20 protein-coding genes and 1 riboswitch are annotated in these 16,975 nt (G+C 40.1%); of the genes, 2 read left to right on the plus strand and 18 right to left on the minus strand.

What is annotated here, in order from left to right; translation table 11 throughout:
- The 7 genes from plsX to QUF49_RS11260 form a co-directional block, all read right to left on the minus strand.
- Entirely contained in the window at window positions 1-999 is a 999-nt protein-coding gene (gene plsX, locus QUF49_RS11230; RefSeq protein WP_289495727.1) for a phosphate acyltransferase PlsX, read from the minus strand.
- A gap of 6 nt (window positions 1,000-1,005) precedes the next feature.
- Window positions 1,006-1,578, minus strand: a complete 573-nt coding sequence (gene fapR, locus QUF49_RS11235) for a transcription factor FapR (protein WP_289495728.1) — start codon at window positions 1,576-1,578, stop codon at window positions 1,006-1,008.
- Window positions 1,579-1,749: 171 nt separating this feature from the next.
- The gene (recG, locus tag QUF49_RS11240) at window positions 1,750-3,786 is read right to left on the minus strand and encodes an ATP-dependent DNA helicase RecG (protein ID WP_289495729.1); all 2,037 of its coding nucleotides are present in this window, start codon (window positions 3,784-3,786) and stop codon (window positions 1,750-1,752) included.
- Window positions 3,787-3,789: 3 nt separating this feature from the next.
- Window positions 3,790-4,677 carry an L-serine ammonia-lyase, iron-sulfur-dependent, subunit alpha gene (sdaAA, locus tag QUF49_RS11245; protein WP_289495730.1) on the minus strand — a complete coding sequence of 296 codons (888 nt, stop codon included), beginning with the start codon at window positions 4,675-4,677 and terminating at the stop codon, window positions 3,790-3,792.
- 12 nt (window positions 4,678-4,689) lie between these two features.
- Window positions 4,690-5,352: an L-serine ammonia-lyase, iron-sulfur-dependent subunit beta gene (gene sdaAB / locus QUF49_RS11250; RefSeq protein WP_289495731.1), complete on the minus strand. Its 663-nt coding sequence runs from the start codon at window positions 5,350-5,352 to the stop codon at window positions 4,690-4,692.
- A 94-nt stretch (window positions 5,353-5,446) separates the two neighbouring features.
- Window positions 5,447-7,123, minus strand: a complete 1,677-nt coding sequence (locus QUF49_RS11255; RefSeq protein WP_289495732.1) for a DAK2 domain-containing protein — start codon at window positions 7,121-7,123, stop codon at window positions 5,447-5,449.
- 15 nt (window positions 7,124-7,138) lie between these two features.
- On the minus strand, window positions 7,139-7,501 hold the full coding sequence (locus QUF49_RS11260; protein WP_066240675.1) for an Asp23/Gls24 family envelope stress response protein: 363 nt from the start codon (window positions 7,499-7,501) through the stop codon (window positions 7,139-7,141).
- A gap of 235 nt (window positions 7,502-7,736) precedes the next feature.
- On the opposite strand from QUF49_RS11260, the gene rpmB reads away from it, so the two are divergent.
- Window positions 7,737-7,925 (plus strand): 50S ribosomal protein L28, encoded by a 189-nt coding sequence (gene rpmB / locus QUF49_RS11265; RefSeq protein ID WP_066240673.1) that lies wholly within the window; start codon window positions 7,737-7,739, stop codon window positions 7,923-7,925.
- Here the strand turns inward: rpmB and QUF49_RS11270 are convergent.
- From QUF49_RS11270 to thiT, 5 genes are all read right to left on the minus strand, one after another.
- Window positions 7,897-8,046, minus strand: a complete 150-nt coding sequence (locus QUF49_RS11270; RefSeq protein WP_289495733.1) for a hypothetical protein — start codon at window positions 8,044-8,046, stop codon at window positions 7,897-7,899. The two genes, rpmB and QUF49_RS11270, sit on opposite strands and share 29 nt — an antisense overlap.
- Window positions 8,047-8,077: 31 nt before the next feature.
- A complete protein-coding gene (locus tag QUF49_RS11275; protein WP_289495734.1) occupies window positions 8,078-8,200 on the minus strand; it encodes a hypothetical protein in 123 nt (40 codons plus the stop codon).
- 194 nt (window positions 8,201-8,394) lie between these two features.
- Window positions 8,395-8,475, minus strand: coding sequence for a stage V sporulation protein SpoVM (spoVM, locus tag QUF49_RS11280; RefSeq protein WP_066240671.1), 81 nt, complete (start codon window positions 8,473-8,475; stop codon window positions 8,395-8,397).
- 106 nt (window positions 8,476-8,581) lie between these two features.
- Window positions 8,582-9,226, minus strand: coding sequence for a thiamine diphosphokinase (locus QUF49_RS11285; protein WP_289495735.1), 645 nt, complete (start codon window positions 9,224-9,226; stop codon window positions 8,582-8,584).
- On the minus strand, window positions 9,223-9,792 hold the full coding sequence (gene thiT / locus QUF49_RS11290; RefSeq protein ID WP_289495736.1) for an energy-coupled thiamine transporter ThiT: 570 nt from the start codon (window positions 9,790-9,792) through the stop codon (window positions 9,223-9,225). The genes QUF49_RS11285 and thiT overlap by 4 nt, the downstream gene beginning before the upstream one ends.
- Before the next feature lie 40 nt (window positions 9,793-9,832).
- On the opposite strand from thiT, the gene QUF49_RS11295 reads away from it, so the two are divergent.
- The gene (locus QUF49_RS11295; protein WP_289495737.1) at window positions 9,833-10,009 is read left to right on the plus strand and encodes a hypothetical protein; all 177 of its coding nucleotides are present in this window, start codon (window positions 9,833-9,835) and stop codon (window positions 10,007-10,009) included.
- Window positions 10,010-10,087: 78 nt separating this feature from the next.
- A riboswitch (TPP riboswitch) is annotated at window positions 10,088-10,194 on the minus strand.
- Between the two features lie 20 nt (window positions 10,195-10,214).
- Here QUF49_RS11295 and rpe read toward each other — a convergent pair.
- The 6 genes from rpe to rsmB are packed head-to-tail and all read right to left on the minus strand — an operon-like array spanning window position 10,215 to window position 16,975.
- Window positions 10,215-10,862 carry a ribulose-phosphate 3-epimerase gene (gene rpe / locus QUF49_RS11300; protein ID WP_289495738.1) on the minus strand — a complete coding sequence of 216 codons (648 nt, stop codon included), beginning with the start codon at window positions 10,860-10,862 and terminating at the stop codon, window positions 10,215-10,217.
- Complete coding sequence (gene rsgA, locus QUF49_RS11305; RefSeq protein WP_289495739.1) at window positions 10,862-11,752, minus strand: ribosome small subunit-dependent GTPase A; 891 nt, start codon at window positions 11,750-11,752, stop codon at window positions 10,862-10,864. Before rsgA ends, rpe begins: the two co-directional genes overlap by 1 nt.
- Before the next feature lie 2 nt (window positions 11,753-11,754).
- The gene (gene pknB / locus QUF49_RS11310) at window positions 11,755-13,761 is read right to left on the minus strand and encodes a Stk1 family PASTA domain-containing Ser/Thr kinase (RefSeq protein WP_289495740.1); all 2,007 of its coding nucleotides are present in this window, start codon (window positions 13,759-13,761) and stop codon (window positions 11,755-11,757) included.
- Window positions 13,758-14,516: a Stp1/IreP family PP2C-type Ser/Thr phosphatase gene (locus QUF49_RS11315; RefSeq protein ID WP_289495741.1), complete on the minus strand. Its 759-nt coding sequence runs from the start codon at window positions 14,514-14,516 to the stop codon at window positions 13,758-13,760. The genes pknB and QUF49_RS11315 overlap by 4 nt, the downstream gene beginning before the upstream one ends.
- A 7-nt stretch (window positions 14,517-14,523) precedes the next feature.
- Window positions 14,524-15,609 (minus strand): 23S rRNA (adenine(2503)-C(2))-methyltransferase RlmN, encoded by a 1,086-nt coding sequence (gene rlmN, locus QUF49_RS11320; RefSeq protein WP_289495742.1) that lies wholly within the window; start codon window positions 15,607-15,609, stop codon window positions 14,524-14,526.
- Window positions 15,602-16,975, minus strand: a complete 1,374-nt coding sequence (gene rsmB / locus QUF49_RS11325) for a 16S rRNA (cytosine(967)-C(5))-methyltransferase RsmB (RefSeq protein WP_289495743.1) — start codon at window positions 16,973-16,975, stop codon at window positions 15,602-15,604. The genes rlmN and rsmB overlap by 8 nt, the downstream gene beginning before the upstream one ends.

Here is a 16,975-nt window from a genome sequence, read left to right on the forward strand (position 1 = left end):
TTATTCCTCCTTTTGATTATCAGATTGTATATGATTTTGAATTGTGCTTACAACGTTCTTCTCTACCATGTTCTTTGTTTGCCTAATGGCATTTAACACTGCATTAGCATTTGAAGAACCGTGAGCTTTAATAACTGGCGCTGCAAGACCGAATAATCCTGCCCCGCCGTACTCCGTATAATCAAGCTTTTCTTTAATTCCGCGAAGTTTAGGTTTTAGTACGCCTGCTGCAAGCTTAGATGTGAGGCTTGATGTAAGCTGGTCTTTTATCATGGAAAACATACTGATCGCGGTTCCTTCAATGGATTTAAGCACTAAGTTTCCAGCAAAACCATCACAAACGACTACATCCGCTGCACCCATTAATAAATCTCTTGATTCTACATTTCCGACAAAGTTAATATCTGCTTCTTGCAATAAGGGAAATGCCGCTTTCGTTAGAGCATTTCCTTTTTCGCTCTCTGTTCCAACGTTTAACAGACCGACTCTTGGCTTTTCAACACCTCTAACTTGCTGCCAATAGACCGAACCCATCAGTGCATACTGTAAAAGATGTTCTGGTTTCGCATCCATATTAGCTCCTACATCTAAGAACAAAAATCCATTACCATCCAATGTAGGCAGTGTAGGAGATAACGCTGGTCTTTCAATACCTTTAATACGCCCAACGTAAAATAATCCGCTTGCCATCAAAGCACCTGTATTGCCAGCAGAGATATATGCATCCGCTTTTCCAGTTTTCACTTCATTTGCAGCTAGAACCATTGATGAATTCTTTTTGCGGCGAACGGCACGCACAGGTTCTTCAGATGTTTCAATCACTTCAACCGTATGTATAATGTTGAATGAGTGATTCTCTGGCAAATACTTTTTAATTTGATCCTGGTCTCCTACTAGTGTAATGGAGAGCTCTGGGTATTGTTCAACAGCAAGCAAGGCACCTTTAACGATCTCCTGTGGTGCGTTGTCGCCGCCCATTGCATCTATCGCGATATTCATGCTGAATTAACTTCCTTCCTTTGTATCATGTGTTGATCTGTACATCGTAAATTCGCCATTAAAAACAAGCTCTTTTTCAACATAACTGTTTACTTCTACAATCGTTCTTTCTGAACCCGTTTCTCTTACTCTAGCCTTGGCAATTATTCTTTCTCCTACTCTAACCGTACGAGAAAAACGAATGTTGGCCTTTGCAGTCAGTGCAAGTTCATCATTAATGATCGCCACAGCAAGTGAATTGGCTTGGGCGAACACGTGATGTCCTCTTGCAATCTTATTACGTGAAAATACATGCTCTTCTTTTATGTCTAAAATTGAAATTGCTGATTCATCGAGTTGAAGGTCAATGATCTCTCCTATAACCTCTTCAATCGGCAGAGCTTTAACATCATCCAGTTTTGTTTCGGCAACAGACTTAATTCTTTCCCTGAGTTCAGGGATTGAAAGCTCAAGGCGGTCAAGCCTGATCGTCTGAACACTGACGCTGAATTTATCTGCCAATTCTTCATCTGTAATAAAAGGAGTTATTTTAATTGTCTCTCTTAGCAGCTCTTGCCGCTCTTTTTTTGATTTTTTCATAAATTTTTTCCTTCTTCCATACAAAGGTCTCATTTATGAGAAAGATAGTTGAGTCCATATGCAGCGCGTAGAAAAGCAGGTATCGCATTACGCGTACCTGCATCATTATCTTTCTGCTATTAAGAGCTGGTACTAATAGTAGTATATAGTATCAGTTCTTTTCTTTCAAGATTAATCTAGCCTTTCTTTATCAAGAACACCTTGCCTAGTTAATATCTCTCTAATTGGCTCATAAGAATCATCGTTCCAGAATTCATCTGTATTTACTAGCCTTGCAGCATCGTTCCTAGCCGTTTCAAGAATGCGATAATCGTGAACAAGATCTGCTACTTTAAAGTTGGGAACACCACTTTGTTTGTTTCCAAAGAAATCTCCAGGTCCTCGAAGCTCTAAATCTTTCTCCGAGAGCTCAAATCCGTTTATCGTTTCTGTCATGATCCTCATTCGCTCTTGCCCTTCTTCCGTTTTCGGGTCAGCGATAAGAACACAATAAGATTGTTCACTGCCCCGGCCAACCCGGCCTCTTAGCTGATGAAGCTGCGATAATCCAAATCTTTCCGCGTCATAAATGACCATGACTGTAGCATTAGGCACATTGACTCCAACTTCAACAACGGTAGTTGAAACAAGAACTTGGCAGACATTCGCCGCAAACCTTCTCATCACTTCATCTTTCTCCGATGGATGAAGTCTGCCGTGCATCAAACCAACATCATATGTTTGAAAGTAGCTGCTCAATTGTGCATGAACATCTATCGCATTTTGAACATCGACTTTTTCAGATTCCTCAATTAAAGGACAAATGACATATGCCTGTCTTCCGTTCTCGATTTCTTTTTTTATAAAATCAAGAACGCGGTCTAACATTCCATGTTTGGCCCAATGGGTGATGATCGGCTTTCTCCCGGCCGGCATAACATCAATCGTTGAAACATCCATATCTCCAAACGCTGATATAGCAAGCGTTCTCGGTATGGGAGTTGCCGTCATAAAGAGCACGTCTGGGCTTTCTCCTTTTTCCCTCAGCACCCTTCTTTGGTTTACTCCAAATCGATGCTGTTCGTCCGTAATTACAAGGCCCAAGTTATTGAAATTCACTTCGTCCTGTATAAGAGCATGCGTACCGACCATGATCTGAATCTCACCTTGGCTTAATAGACTCAATGTTTCTTTGCGAAGTTTTCCTTTTACAGAAGAAGTTAAAAGGGCAATTGAAATTCCAAAAGGGGCGAAGAGTTCTTTTAATGATTGAAAATGCTGTTCAGCGAGAATTTCCGTAGGCACCATCAATGCCCCTTGTTTGTTAGCTGTTACCGCTGCATAAAGAGCAATGGCAGCAACAACTGTTTTCCCTGAACCTACATCTCCTTGAAGGAGTCTGTTCATACGGCTTGTGTCAGATAAATCTCTTAAAATTTCTTCTACTACTCTTTGCTGCGCCTCTGTTAATTGAAACGGCAAAGAACGAGTAAACGCGTCAACTTCTTCCCTGTCAAACTTTAGCGATGCTCCTTCTGACTGCTGCCTGTTCCATTTTCGAAAGATCTGCATCTTTAATTGGAAAAGTAACAACTCTTCATATGCAAGTCTTCTTCTTCCGGCTTTTAAGACTTGAAAGCTTTCAGGAAAGTGCATCATTTTTAGAGCGGATTCTTTATCAGGCAGACGGTATGTATCTCGCAGTTCTTTGGGAATCGGATCCTCAATCAATCCTGAAAATTGACGAAACGCTTGATCGATTATTTTACGCATCGTCTTTCCATAAAGAGATCCTTTAACTGAATAGACAGGTTCAATTTTTCGGTCATCTGAAAATGCTCCAAAATGCACATCACTTACAGTTAGAGTCATTTTATTGCGATCCCACTTGCCGGTTACTGTTAATGTCTGACCTAATGATATTTGATTCTTTAAGAAAGGTCTGTTAAAAATAGTAGCCGTAATTAAATACTTCCCGATCAACATTTTAAAAGATAGTCTGGATTTTTTCTTCGGAAAATAACGCAGAGAAGGTTCTGAGTGAACCTTCCCTTCGATCGTTGCTTTTTCATCGTGCGCAATCTCTGCTAAATCTTTCTTTTGGTAATCTTCATATCGATAAGGCAAATATTCTAAAAGATCTTCGACAGAATGAATACCCATGCTTGCTAATTCTTCCGCTTTCTTTTCCCCTATTCCCGTAACGGTTGTAATGGATTGAGTCAGCATCTCTTACTTCTCGTTTAGCGGTATGCCAAAGATTTTTGCCTCGAGCTCTCTTCCTGTAGGAGTAGCTGCTAAACCGCCCTGTGCAGTCTCCCTGAGTGCTGATGGCATCGTCAGACCAATTTTATACATCGCATCGATTACTTCGTCACATGGAATACGGCTAACAATACCCGCAAGAGCCATATCAGCAGCAACGATCGCGTTGCTTGCACCCATCGCGTTTCTTTTCACACATGGAACTTCTACAAGGCCTGCTACGGGATCACATACAAGCCCTAGCATGTTCTTTAAAGCGATAGCCATTGCTTCAGCAGATTGAGAAGGTGTTCCTCCTGCTAGTTCAACGATCGCGGCGGCTGCCATACCTGTTGCTGATCCTACTTCTGCTTGACATCCTCCAGCAGCTCCAGAAATTGATGCATTGTTTGCAACAACAAAGCCAAATGCTCCAGCGGCGAACAAGTATTCAATCATCTGTTCACGTGTTGGATTCAATTTTTCTTTTAGTGCAAACAACGTACCAGGAACAACCCCTGCAGATCCGGCTGTCGGTGTTGCACAGATAGTACCCATCGCTGCATTCACTTCGTTTGTAGCCATCGCTTTACTCACAGCATCAAGCATCAATTCACCAGAAAGTGATTTACCTGATTTAATGTACGTTTGAAGAAGTTTACCGTCACCACCAGTTAAACCAGAATGAGACTTCACATCTTCTGTAATACCGCGCAATACTGCTTCTTCCATAACTTTTAAATTTCTGTCCATGAATCCAAGAACTTCTTCTCTTGAACGGCCCGTTACATCCATTTCTTGCTGGATCATAATCTCAGAGATTTTACATTTTTTTGATACAGCTAATTCTATTAATTCAGCTACATTACGAAACATTCTTCTCACCTCTTAATCGTGTATCTTTACTACTTGTTGAACGATAGGGAGAGAACTTAATTCATCAATGATGATGTTATCGGCATTTTGATCGATTTCAATAACCATCAGTGCTTCTTTCCCTTTTTCTTTTCGCGATACTTCCATATGACCGATATTGATTTCATGCTTAGCTAAAATATTTGCGACTCCTGCAATGGCTCCGTATTTATCATTATGCACAATTAGAAGAGCAGGATGATTTCCAGACAGCCTTAAAGCGAAACCGTTCAATTCGGTAATCTCAATTTTTCCGCCACCGATTGAAATTCCAACAACTTCAATCTTGTCGTTCTCATCACCAATGATGACTCGAGCTGTATTCGGATGATCTGTAACTGCATCTTCAGCAGTCATCGTTACTTTGATTCCTTCTTGTTTTGCGATTGTAAGCGCATCCACAATCCTAGTGTCGAAAGTGTCATAATCTAGAATTCCACCTACAATCGCTACATCTGTCCCGTGACCTCTATAGGTTTTTGCAAACGAGCCATAAAAAGAAATCGTTGCATATTTTGGTTTTCTCCCAAACAGGCTCCTTGCAACTCTTCCAATCCTTGCAGCACCAGCTGTATGCGAACTAGACGGTCCAATCATGATGGGACCGATAATATCAAACACACTTTTATATTTCATGATGATCTCCTTCAAATGCGTTTTTTCCCAATAAAATAAGTATCCTCTCTTAACTTTATCATACTTTAAGTTTAAGAGAGAATACTTTTCATTTTTACTCTACTGACAAAATGAATGAATAGATCGGCTGTTTTCCGTTATGAATCTCAGCTTCAGCATCTGGAAACTTTTCTTCAATAAACTCAGCAAGTTCCTGTGCTTCTTCTTCCGAACTATCTTCACCGTAAATAATCGTTACGATCTCTGAATCTTCATCTAACATCTTCGTTAGAAGTTCTTTCGTCACTTCTTGTTTGTCAGTCTTTGAAGAGATAATTTTCCCTTCAGAGATTCCCATGAAATCACCTTTTGCGATTTCAACACCATCAATTGAAGTATCTCGAACCGCATAGGTTACTTGTCCAGATTTCACTGAGGAGATCGCTTCATTCATCTTCTTCTCATTTTCCTTCATATCAGCAGAAGGATTGAAAGCTAGGATAGAAGCAATTCCTTGTGGAACGGTTTTGGTACGGATAATTACCACTTCCTGCTCAACCACACTTGCAGCCTGTTCAGATGCCATAATAATGTTTGAGTTGTTTGGAAGAATAAATACCTTTTCAGCATTAACCTCAGAAATGGCTTTAACAATATCCTCCGTACTCGGATTCATAGTTTGTCCACCTTGTATGACAGACGCTCCCATTGAAGAAAACATCTCTTCAATGCCCTCACCCATTGCAACCGTAACAATACCATATTCCTTCTTTTTCTCAGAAACAGGTTGTGAATAAGAAGGAACCACTTCATTTTCGCTCTCTAAGATCGCTGAATGCTGTTCACGCATGTTTTCAATCTTAATGTTAATTAAGCTGCCATAACGGTGTGCTAATGTGAGCATGTTACCTGGCTGTTCCGTATGAATATGAACCTTAACTACGTCATCATCTGCAACCACTAAAAGAGAATCACCATGCTCACTTAATTCATTACGAAACTTAATTTCGTCGAACGGATTCTTCTTAACTTTCTGGTCTTCGAATCTTACCATAAATTCTGTGCAATATCCGAAATGAATATCCTCAGTTTTCATATGCATCTGTGCTTTATGATGTTCAGCGTTAACAAGCTCACCCATAGAAGGTGCATTCACAGAAACTTTCGGCAGTTCTTTACCTTCAAGCACTGCTAAAAACCCTTCATAAACCGTAACTAAACCTTGGCCGCCAGAGTCTACAACGCCAACTTCTTTTAACACAGGCAGAAGATCTGGTGTTCTGTTTAAGGAAGCTTTGGACTCTTTTACAAGTTCTTTCATGATGTATAGAATGTCATCTGATTTTTTAGCTTCTTTTACTGCTTTTTTAGCTGCATCTTTCGCTACAGTTAAAATTGTACCCTCTACTGGTTTCATAACTGCTTTATAAGCTGTCTCTACACCTTTATCAAATGCATTAGCAAATTCAGCTGCTGAGATAGAGTCTTTCCCTTCAATTGATTTAGAGAAGCCTCTAAATAGCTGAGATAGGATAACTCCTGAGTTTCCTCGTGCTCCCATTAGTAACCCTTTAGCAAAAGCACTTGCTACGGTCCCGATACTATTAGAAGTGTTTTTTTCTACTTCTTTTGCACCAGAAGTAATCGTTAAGTTCATGTTTGTTCCTGTATCTCCGTCAGGGACAGGAAATACATTCAGTGCATCGACCATTGCTGCGTTTCTTGATAGGTTTGAAGCGCCCTCGAGCACCATTTTTGAAAACTTTTTTCCGTCTAATACTTTTAAAGACACAAAACTTCCTCCTAACTAAGGGGTTGTCACCCTGACACCCTGAACATAGATATTCACTGAGTCAACCGCTAAACCAAGCATTTGATCCAGGGTATATTTCACTTTGTTCTGAACGTTATGAGCCACTTCAGAAATCTTTGTTCCATAACTTACAATGATATACATGTCGATATGTACTTCATCTTCCTCTTGGCGAACAACGATCCCTCGGGAGAAATTTTCACGTCCTAAAAGTTCAGTTATTCCATCCTTTAATTGCTTTCTTGATGCCATGCCAACAATTCCATAACAATCGATTGCGGCTCCACCTGCGATAGTGGCAATCACTTCATTAGAAATATCAATTTGACCATAGGTTGTTTTCATTTCAATGGACATGCTTACATCCCCCTTTAAATTGTTAAATGGCTAACAAATATTTTACTATACATTAGTCTTTTTTGAAAGGACTACTACATTTCACACTATGTAAATAGTATTGTCAAGGAAATTTACTTGAAAACCTTTCACTAATATGTTGCATTGCTTCTGAAGTCATGCTAATATTATTTAGTATTTAACATACGATTGAATTGATGCAAAGCTTTTTTGCTGTAAAGGAGGTTCACCTACTATGGCTCGTAAATGTTTTATTACTGGAAAAGGACCTAAAACTGGTAACAAGCGTTCTCACGCAATGAACAAATCAAAGAAAAGCTGGGGAGCTAATGTCCAAAAGGTTCGTATTCTTGTGGACGGAAAGCCTAAGCGCGTATACGTTTCTGCTCGTGCCCTTAAATCAGGTAAAGTTGAACGTGTATAAATAAAAACAGCAGCTGCCGCTGCTGTTTTTTTTTTGGAAGTAGTTGATTTCCGTTCCAGGTGCTCGCTTTCCGCGGGGCAGGCGGTGAGCCCCTTGCCGCTTTGCGCCATAAGGGTCTCACCTGTCTAGTTGCAGTGGCTAGCCCCTCGAGGTCAAAAGTTAAACGGCCAAAAAGGCAAAGTGCGCCTTCCTTGCCGTTCACCTTTTGCTTGTCGGGGCTGAACGAGCCACTTCCACTTTTCGGACTGCCCACCTGTCCCGCAGGAGTCTCGCACCTTGCACTCCAATCAACCTTCATAGAAGACAATATTTGAAGGCAACAATCTTATAGAAAACAGCCTTTAGAAAAGAGTCTTTTCGTACATAATATCTAAGTGGACAGTATTTTTGCACAAGCCGACAGTAACCACATTCATCAGCAGGATCTGTACACAAACAAAAAAAGCGCACTGGGCGCTTTTTTTGTTTGTTATCCTTTTTTAAAAGAACCTAAGATGGCACGTACGAATCCCCCTAAGAATCTAGGAAGTTTAATGGTATAAAATTTCATCTTACCCCTCCTCCAGGCCCATAAAAAATGATAAGAGCTAAACAATAAAATACTTTATTCCCCTTTTTATAAAAAGGTGCATTGGGGCCTGTATTCCGTAATTTTTTTAATCACGGCTCTTTACCATCAATATTATGCCGGAGTCGAAAGAATAAGTACCACTTTTATTTACAAGCTCATTAGAGATGCATAATGACGATCCAGCATTTAAAACTGCATGTCTTAAAGGGTATTTAAAACCTTCCAATGTTATTCCTTTTACCTCATCAGTCTGTGAAAGAAAAGAAATATAATGGTATTTTTCATCATGATCAATTTTGTAGCTGCCTGGCATGTGAAGTGAGATTTCATTTTTTATATCGATTAGTTTTATAGAAGCTGAGTTATGCCGGCTCTTATATAGTAGCTGTATGTTCATCAGCTCATGATCCAGCCTTCCTCCAGAGGCACCAAACAACAAGATTTCCTCTGGATTCTGTTTCAACGCCCATTCTAAAGCGATTTCCATATCTGTAGCATCTTTTTCTGGACGATATTGATTTATATTAATCTGAGTTTGCAGAATCTTTCTTTTTTCAATATCTGTAACTGAATCAAAATCCCCAAAAGCATAATTTGGGATGATATGTTTTTCTATCAGATACAATGTGCCCCTGTCCACACCTACCCACACACACTCAGGTGAACTATGGTAGGCATTTAGATCAGGTATCAAATGCTCAGGGCCACCTGCAACGATTCTTATTTTCATGCTGCTCGGGTGTATCCGCTTCGTGCAGCATGCAATAATTTAGGAGCCGTGTTTGTTAAAAGAATGACCACAAGTGACGTTATTACAAAAATAACAATCATGAATGAACCATTATACATAAATGAATAAAGCCATATGTTCATTTCTTCCGCTAAATCACTAAAGAAGATAACTCCTGATAAAACGTGCGAGATCGTTCTTAATAAACAGCCGACAAAGATACCCGTAACCATTAGAATCGTTCTTTTCGATTTATTTTGTGCCAATGACGGCGCAAACGCACCTGCAACACCTGCTAGAGCAAACGCTAACGGATAGTCTAGAATCATTTGAGCTGGGTGTACTACATAAGGGTTAACAAGAAGCTGAAGAAGGCCTACCGCTAATCCAGTAAATACACCTGCTTTAAAGCCTCTTCTAAAGGCCATCAAGAAGATTGGAACCATCTCAAGAGATACAGACCCGCCTTGCGGCCACGGACCAGCAAATTTAATCATGCCTAAGATCAATGACAGAGCAGACATAATAGCTATTTCTGTTAGTAAAGAAATATTGTTGTTCTTCATTGTTTATCCTCCTTTTTTTCTTTTTCAAAAATCTTTTTTCATGCCTTCATGCAATTTGATTGAAGTGAAAGGTGCGAGACTCCTGCGGGACAAGCGGTCAGGTGAGACCCTTAGGGCGCAAAGCGGCAAGGGGCTCACCGCCTGCCCCGCGGAAAGCGAAGCACCTGTAACGGAAATCAACCACTTTCAAAAGCTACAAAGCATCAACCACACTTGATTGCAATAAAAGCAAATAAAAAAAGCAACCGGCATGTGAGCGCGGTTGCTTTAGGATTCATCTCATTTGAATACAAAAAGTCATACGACTCCACATCCCTACGCAGGTATGATCCAGCTTCAGGTTCAAAGGGTCGGGAGAACACTCCCCTCTCAGCCCTTTAAAGGACTCCCCCTGTGGTTGCTTATTTTATTATTTGGTTCAATTATACACCACGGATGGATTGAATTGCATCCTTTAAATCTTTTTTTCCATAAATGGCAGAACCGGCTACTAATACATTAGCACCTGCTTCTATGCAGAGTTGTGCGGTTTCCGGATTCACTCCACCGTCCACTTCGATCTCTACGTCTAACCCGTGTGTCTTCACAAGGTCGGCAACTTCTCTGATTTTTGGAACAACACTTTCAATAAATGCTTGCCCACCAAACCCCGGATTTACGGTCATGAGTAAAACAAGATCAACATCTTGGATGATGTGTTTAATGAGTTCAACCGGTGTAGCTGGATTGATGACCACACCCGCTTTTACTCCTTGTTTTTTTATAAATTGAACCGTTCGATGCAAGTGCGGAGTTGCTTCAACATGAACAGATATAATGTCTGCACCCGCTTGTGCAAATGCTTCGATATATTGGTCAGGATTTTCAATCATTAAATGTACATCTAAAGGGAGCTTAGTAACTGGGCGAATGGCTTGAACGACAAGCGGTCCAATCGTTATATTCGGAACGAAATGACCGTCCATAACGTCTACATGAATGTAATCCGCACCAGCTTCTTCTACAGCTTTAATATCTTCGCCTAACTTCGAAAAATCAGCCGAAAGAATGGAAGGAGCTATTTTAATCATTAGTACCTCCGTTTTTGTTCTTTTATTTCTTGTAAAAAACTTACGTAATGGTCGTATCGGAATTGCGGAACAGCTCCGTCTTCAACACCTTTTTTTACAGCACATTTTGGTTCAGATGTGTGCGAACATCCTCTAAATTTACAATCACCGCGCAGTTCATCCATCTCTGGAAAATACATCGATAAATCTTCCGCCTCGATATTCATAAAATCCAGTGAACTAAATCCGGGTGTATCCGCAACTAATCCGTTGCCAAACAGAATTAATTCTACATGCCGTGTCGTATGCTTCCCTCTGCCTAAATGGGTTGAGATCTCATTCGTTTCAAGCATTAATTCTGGATTTATAGCATTTAATAAAGATGATTTACCTACACCTGACTGTCCCGCAAAGACCGTTACTTTGTCTTTGAACAACGGATAAAACAAATCCAAGCTATCATCTGTTTTCGTTGAGGTCGGAATTACCTCGTATCCTAACTGTTTGTAGATTTCAATATATTTCTGAATCTCATCCATTTCTTCTGATTGTTGAACAAGGTCCATTTTTGAAATACAGATCACAGGCAGAATATCATTTGCTTCAATGTGAACGAGGAATCGGTCTAATAAAAGCGTGCTAAAATCTGGTTCTGTTGCTGAAAAAACAAGGATTGCTTGGTCTACGTTAGCAATTGGCGGACGGACAAGTTCGTTTTTCCGTTCTTTCACATCAAGAATGTATCCATCTGTAATGTTGGTTGATTCATACTCTACCCAGTCACCGACCAACGGATTCACTTTCTTTTTGCGAAAGTTTCCTCTGCCTCTGCATTGGAAAACTTCTGATTTTCCATTTTCCTTAACGTAATAAAAACCAGCGAGGGCTTTAACAATTCTTCCTTCAGGCATGCTTAATCACCATCGTCCCCTTCCTCATCTTCCATTCTTCCATTGGCAGTTTTAACATCATCGTACTTAATTGTCTCAGCGTTCTTTTCTTTTCCGTTGATATATACAACATAAGAAGCAGTTCCCCCTTCAGCAATCGTTAGAGGTAGCTGATATTTTTTTGTATCGGTAATTTGTTCTTCTACAAAAACCGCATTTGAAGCGTTTTTATCCGAATATACAATCTTTACAGTAACAGGCTGTCTTTTGTCCTTTTTATCCGGCTTTACTTCAATATCCTTCGTAACTGTGCGATCTTCTGCAGGTTGATCGTCATCAGCTGGCGGCTCCTCCTCCGTTTCTTCTGGACCATCTGATAAGACAACGGATATGGTCGCACCTTTTTCGACTTGGGTAAATGGAGTAGGCTTCTGTGAGATTACTCTTCCTTTTTCAACGGTATCAGAAAATTCACTTGAAAACTCAACGGTTAAACCTGCATTATCCGCAAAAGTTTTAACATCTTGCTCTGTTGCTCCAATTAGGTTCTCTACTTGAACGGTAGGAGTTCCTGAACTAACAGTTAAAGTAACGGTTGTTTCTGCCGGTGTGACCTTTTCATCTCTGTCAGGACTTTGAGTGAGTACTGTCCCTTCGAGTTCTGTTTCTGATTCTTCGTAATTAACATTGATTTTTGTAAAGCCATTATCATTTAAAAGTTCTTTAGCATCATCAATATTATACCCTTCTACATCAGGCATATTTTCCTTTTCAGGGCCTTTTGATACATACAACGTAACGATTGCTTGCTGCTTTACTTTTGTACCTGGTGAAGGATCCTGTCTCACAACAAGACCTTCCTCAATTTCAGGATCAAATACTTCCTCACGTTTCACTTCAAGCCCTTCTGCTCTTAGCTTATCAAACGCATCTACATATTCTTCTCCCGCTACATCAGGAACGCTTACTTCTTCAACGTAAAAAATGGAAGGCATCATCGTGAAAGCAGCAATACCAGCTCCACCTAACAATAGAAGTGAAAGTAAAACGATAAGCCACCAGTTTCTTTTTTTCTTGGTTTTTTCCGGAATTTTTTCTTCTTCTTTTACATTGTTCATTTCTTGTGTTTCAATTGGCTGAACGATAGGAGGAATGTACTTTGTTCTTTCATCTTCTTCACTTTCTTCATTCCACTTTTGTTCATACATCCGGTCAGGATCTAATGCTGTGTTCATATCTCTTAGCAGCTCTTCAGCACTGTCATACCTTCTTAACGGATTTTTAGCGAGAGACTTTAAAACAATATTTTCAACACTTTGTGGAATTTCAGGATTCAGCCTTCTTGGTTCAATCACATTCTCTTGAAGATGCTTCAGTGCAACAGAAACAGGTGAATCTCCTACGAAAGGTACCCTGCCAGTTACCATTTCATAGAGTACAGCTCCAAAGGAATAAATATCCGATTTAGCGTTTGCAATGCCACCTCTAGCCTGCTCGGGAGAAAAGTAATGAACGGACCCTAGAATAGAGTTTGTATGTGTAATTGTTGCAGATGTAATAGCTAAAGCAATCCCAAAATCAGTTAACTTTGCTGTGCCGTTTTCCGTTATTAAAATATTGTGCGGCTTAATATCCCTGTGTATGATGCCATGGTCATGTGCTACAGCCATTCCTGAAACGATCTGCTTCATGATGTGCAGCGATTCTTCTACAGATATCTTTCCGTGCTCTTTTATGTATTGTTTGAGTGTTTTTCCCTGCACGTATTCCATAACAATAAAATAGATTTCTTCATCCTCTCCGACATCATAAATACTTACAATGTTCGGATGATCAAGACTCGTAGCTGATTCAGCTTCCCTTTTAAATCGTCTGATAAAATCCTCGTCTTTATTAAACTCTGAACGAAGAACCTTTACTGCTACATCCCTGTCTAGAATTAAATCTTTTGCTCGATAAACGATGGCCATTCCGCCGTCACCAATGACTTCTAAAAGCTTGTAGCGGCCACTGACTCTTTTTCCTATCATGTTATTGCTTCCCCTTTTGTTTCTGTGTCAGAACTATTCTGTATAAGGATAGCAGTAATGTTATCTTCTCCACCGGCCTCTTTTGCCCACGTGATTAATTTTTCTACCTTATCATTTACGGTCTCACCAGTATAGTCTAAAACTTCCTGAATCCGCTTAAAGGATACTTTATCGGATAGCCCGTCTGAACAAAGCAGCAGATAATCCCCTTTGTTCCATATGATATGATTTACTTCTGCTTCTACGGTCTCATCAGTACCCACAGCTTTCATAATCATGTTTCTTCGCGGGTGGATCTCGGCTTCATCTTCTGTAATCTGACCAGACTTAACCAATTCTTGAACGAGTGAGTGATCATCAGTTACTCTTTTGAGCTCACCATTTGAATACAAATAACAGCGGCTGTCCCCGATATGCGCAACCGTAACCTCACTGTTCGTTCCAAGTGCAGCAACAATGGTAGTTCCCATCCCTCTTGTTTCAGGGTTTTGTTGAGAAAAATCAAAGATATGTTTATTTGCATCTCGGAGAACATTTTGGATCCAGCCTTTCACGCTGCCCATGTTTTCCTCAAACTGACCCCAGGCTTCTTTTATTACGTTAAGGGCTTCTTGACTGGCTATATCTCCAGCTTTATGTCCCCCCATACCATCTGCGATAACTGCAAGAAAGTGTTCACCCTTTGTGAACACTTCCCCGCTGTCTTCATTATGCTTCCTTACCATTCCAACGTCTGTTTGAAAGGCAATTTGCATTTCCCCGTCACCTCGTCTCTTCTTTACGTTCCTTCGCACGCAGCTGGCCACATGCTGCGTCAATGTCATGTCCTTGTTCTCTTCTGATGGTGGCATTAATGCCTCTTGAGGTTAACGTCTCTAAGAACTTAAATATTTGTGTTTTTGGAGTTCGTACATAATCTCTTTCAGGTACATAGTTTACTGGAATTAAATTTACGTGACACTTGATATCTTTAATAAGATCAGCCAGTTCATTAGCATGGTCAACTGAATCGTTTACTTTTCCAAATAAACCATATTCAAACGTAACTCGGCGGCCCGTTTTCTTAATGTAGTAACGGATAGAATCCATCAATTCATTTAATGGATACATTCTGTTTACAGGCATTAAACGGCTTCTAGTTTCTGTGTTTGGTGCATGAAGTGAAATCGCAAAGTTAATCTGCATACCTTCGTCAGCAAACTTGTAAATATATGGTACAACACCACTAGTTGATATCGTAATGTGTCGTGCACCGATGTTTAATCCTTGATCATGATTAATAATTTTCAAGAACGACATAAGTCCTTCGTAGTTGTCGAAAGGTTCTCCAATCCCCATTACAACGACAGAACTTACTCTTTCTTCTGTTTCATCCAAAGCTCGTTGAACTTGAAGGACTTGCGCAACAATTTCACCTGCTTGAAGATTTCGTTTTAATCCGCCTAATGTTGACGCACAGAAAGTACAGCCTAAACGGCAGCCTACTTGTGTTGTTACACAAATGCTATTTCCGTATTCGTGTCTCATGAGCACAGTCTCGATTGAATAGCCGTCTTGCAGCTCAAATAAGAATTTGATCGTACCGTCAGATGATTCTTGACGGACCACTTCTTTAAGAGGCTTTATATAATAATCTTTTTCAAGTTTTTCACGCAAACCTAGAGGAAGATTTGTCATTTCCTCAAAAGATGATACACGTTTTTTATAAAGCCATTCAAAGATTTGCTTTCCTCTGAACTTAGGCTCTCTAATATCAGTCAGCCATGCTTCAAGCTCATGAAGCTCTACTGAAAAGATAGAAGGCTTAATATTCGGCTTTGTTTGTTTCTCTGTTAAAGGTTTAAGCATGTTTCTCACCACCTGTTGTCTTTTTTCTGTATGCTGCAATATAAAAACCATCACTATTAAAATAATGAGGCATGATCTGAAGGTCTGATCTTCCATCCATTATATAGGATTTCACGGTTTCTGGCATTTTTTCTGCAAAATGAGGATCCCACTCGAATTCTGGGTGGTTCGATAAAAACCAATCAGCAACTCTATCGTTTTCATCCTTATCTACAGTACATGTACTGTAGACCAGTAATCCGCCTTCTTTAACCATGTCTGAAGCTGAATCTAAAATATCTCTTTGGATGGTTGTTAGTCTCATTACATCTTCTTCTGATTTTGACCACTTTAAATCTGGTTTTTTGCGGATGACACCAAATCCGCTGCAAGGTGCATCTACAAGAACTCTATCAAACGTTCCAGCCGAAAACTTTTCGGAAACTTTACGAGCATCCAATACAGATGACTCAATATTTTCAAGGCCGAGACGATCAGCTTGTTTTTTAATCAAATCAATTTTATGTGCATGAAGATCAAGCGAAACAACCTTTCCTTGTCCTTGCATCATTTCTGCCATATGTGTTGATTTTCCGCCAGGTGCTGCGCACGTATCAAGTATGTTTTCACCTGGAACTGGAGCAACCGCTCGGGCAACAAGCATGGAGCTTTCATCTTGAATGGTTACAAGACCGTTTTTATACACTTCCGTTCCTGGCAGATAACCTTCCTTGATAATGATACCCTCAGGAGACAATTCTCCTTCCTCAGCCAAAACTCCTTCTTCTTCAAGGAGCTGGAGAACGTCTTCCCTTTTTGTTTTATTCACGTTCACTCTTGCTGTAACCGGTGAAGCAAGCAGATTCGATTCAGCCATATTCTTAGCATCTTCTTGACCGAACTGTTCGCTCCAACGATTGTATAGCCATTGAGGCATGCTGTATGCGAGCGCCTCTTTTTCAGAGCCCTCACTCGCTTTTTTATCCATAGCCTCTGTACCTTCTCGCTGTAATTTGCGCAGAATACCGTTTACAAGTCCTGCCAACCCTTGATTGCCGCGTTGTTTCGTAATTTCTACCGCTTCATGAATGATGGCGTGATCAGGAACACGATCTAAATATAGCATCTGAAAAATAGATAGCCTTAACAGCGTTAATACCCAGCGATCTTTTTTCTTAATAGGCTTATTTAGTAATTGTTCTAAATAAAAATCAATCGTATTTTTACGTTGTATCGTTCCATAAACGATGTTTGTTAACAGGCCTTTATCCACACTTTTTATGGATGTGTTTTGCAGTGTTTGGTTTAGCTGCAAATTGCTGTATGCCTGATTTTGTTCTATTTTAAGTAAAACGTCCAGGGCGATTGCCCGAATGTTGTTTTCCAA

The organism is Fictibacillus sp. b24, assembly GCF_030348825.1.
In the GTDB taxonomy this organism is placed as follows: Bacteria; Bacillota; Bacilli; order Bacillales; family Fictibacillaceae; genus Fictibacillus.

Excerpts from the sequence above, each read along its gene's own strand:
- pknB (WP_289495740.1), bottom strand. The coding sequence starts at position 13,761 with ATGATAGGAAAAAGAGTCAGTGGCCGCTACAAGCTTTTAGAAGTCATT.
- rpmB (WP_066240673.1), top strand. The coding sequence starts at position 7,737 with ATGGCTCGTAAATGTTTTATTACTGGAAAAGGACCTAAAACTGGTAAC.
- QUF49_RS11315 (WP_289495741.1), bottom strand. The coding sequence starts at position 14,516 with ATGCAAATTGCCTTTCAAACAGACGTTGGAATGGTAAGGAAGCATAAT.
- QUF49_RS11295 (WP_289495737.1), top strand. The coding sequence starts at position 9,833 with ATGCCTTCATGCAATTTGATTGAAGTGAAAGGTGCGAGACTCCTGCGG.
- QUF49_RS11285 (WP_289495735.1), bottom strand. The coding sequence starts at position 9,226 with ATGAAAATAAGAATCGTTGCAGGTGGCCCTGAGCATTTGATACCTGAT.
- sdaAB (WP_289495731.1), bottom strand. The coding sequence starts at position 5,352 with ATGAAATATAAAAGTGTGTTTGATATTATCGGTCCCATCATGATTGGA.
- recG (WP_289495729.1), bottom strand. The coding sequence starts at position 3,786 with ATGCTGACTCAATCCATTACAACCGTTACGGGAATAGGGGAAAAGAAA.
- QUF49_RS11260 (WP_066240675.1), bottom strand. The coding sequence starts at position 7,501 with ATGTCCATTGAAATGAAAACAACCTATGGTCAAATTGATATTTCTAAT.
- rsgA (WP_289495739.1), bottom strand. The coding sequence starts at position 11,752 with ATGCCTGAAGGAAGAATTGTTAAAGCCCTCGCTGGTTTTTATTACGTT.
- plsX (WP_289495727.1), bottom strand. The coding sequence starts at position 999 with ATGAATATCGCGATAGATGCAATGGGCGGCGACAACGCACCACAGGAG.
- spoVM (WP_066240671.1), bottom strand. The coding sequence starts at position 8,475 with ATGAAATTTTATACCATTAAACTTCCTAGATTCTTAGGGGGATTCGTA.
- sdaAA (WP_289495730.1), bottom strand. The coding sequence starts at position 4,677 with ATGTTTCGTAATGTAGCTGAATTAATAGAATTAGCTGTATCAAAAAAA.
- rlmN (WP_289495742.1), bottom strand. The coding sequence starts at position 15,609 with ATGCTTAAACCTTTAACAGAGAAACAAACAAAGCCGAATATTAAGCCT.
- rpe (WP_289495738.1), bottom strand. The coding sequence starts at position 10,862 with ATGATTAAAATAGCTCCTTCCATTCTTTCGGCTGATTTTTCGAAGTTA.
- thiT (WP_289495736.1), bottom strand. The coding sequence starts at position 9,792 with ATGAAGAACAACAATATTTCTTTACTAACAGAAATAGCTATTATGTCT.
- fapR (WP_289495728.1), bottom strand. The coding sequence starts at position 1,578 with ATGAAAAAATCAAAAAAAGAGCGGCAAGAGCTGCTAAGAGAGACAATT.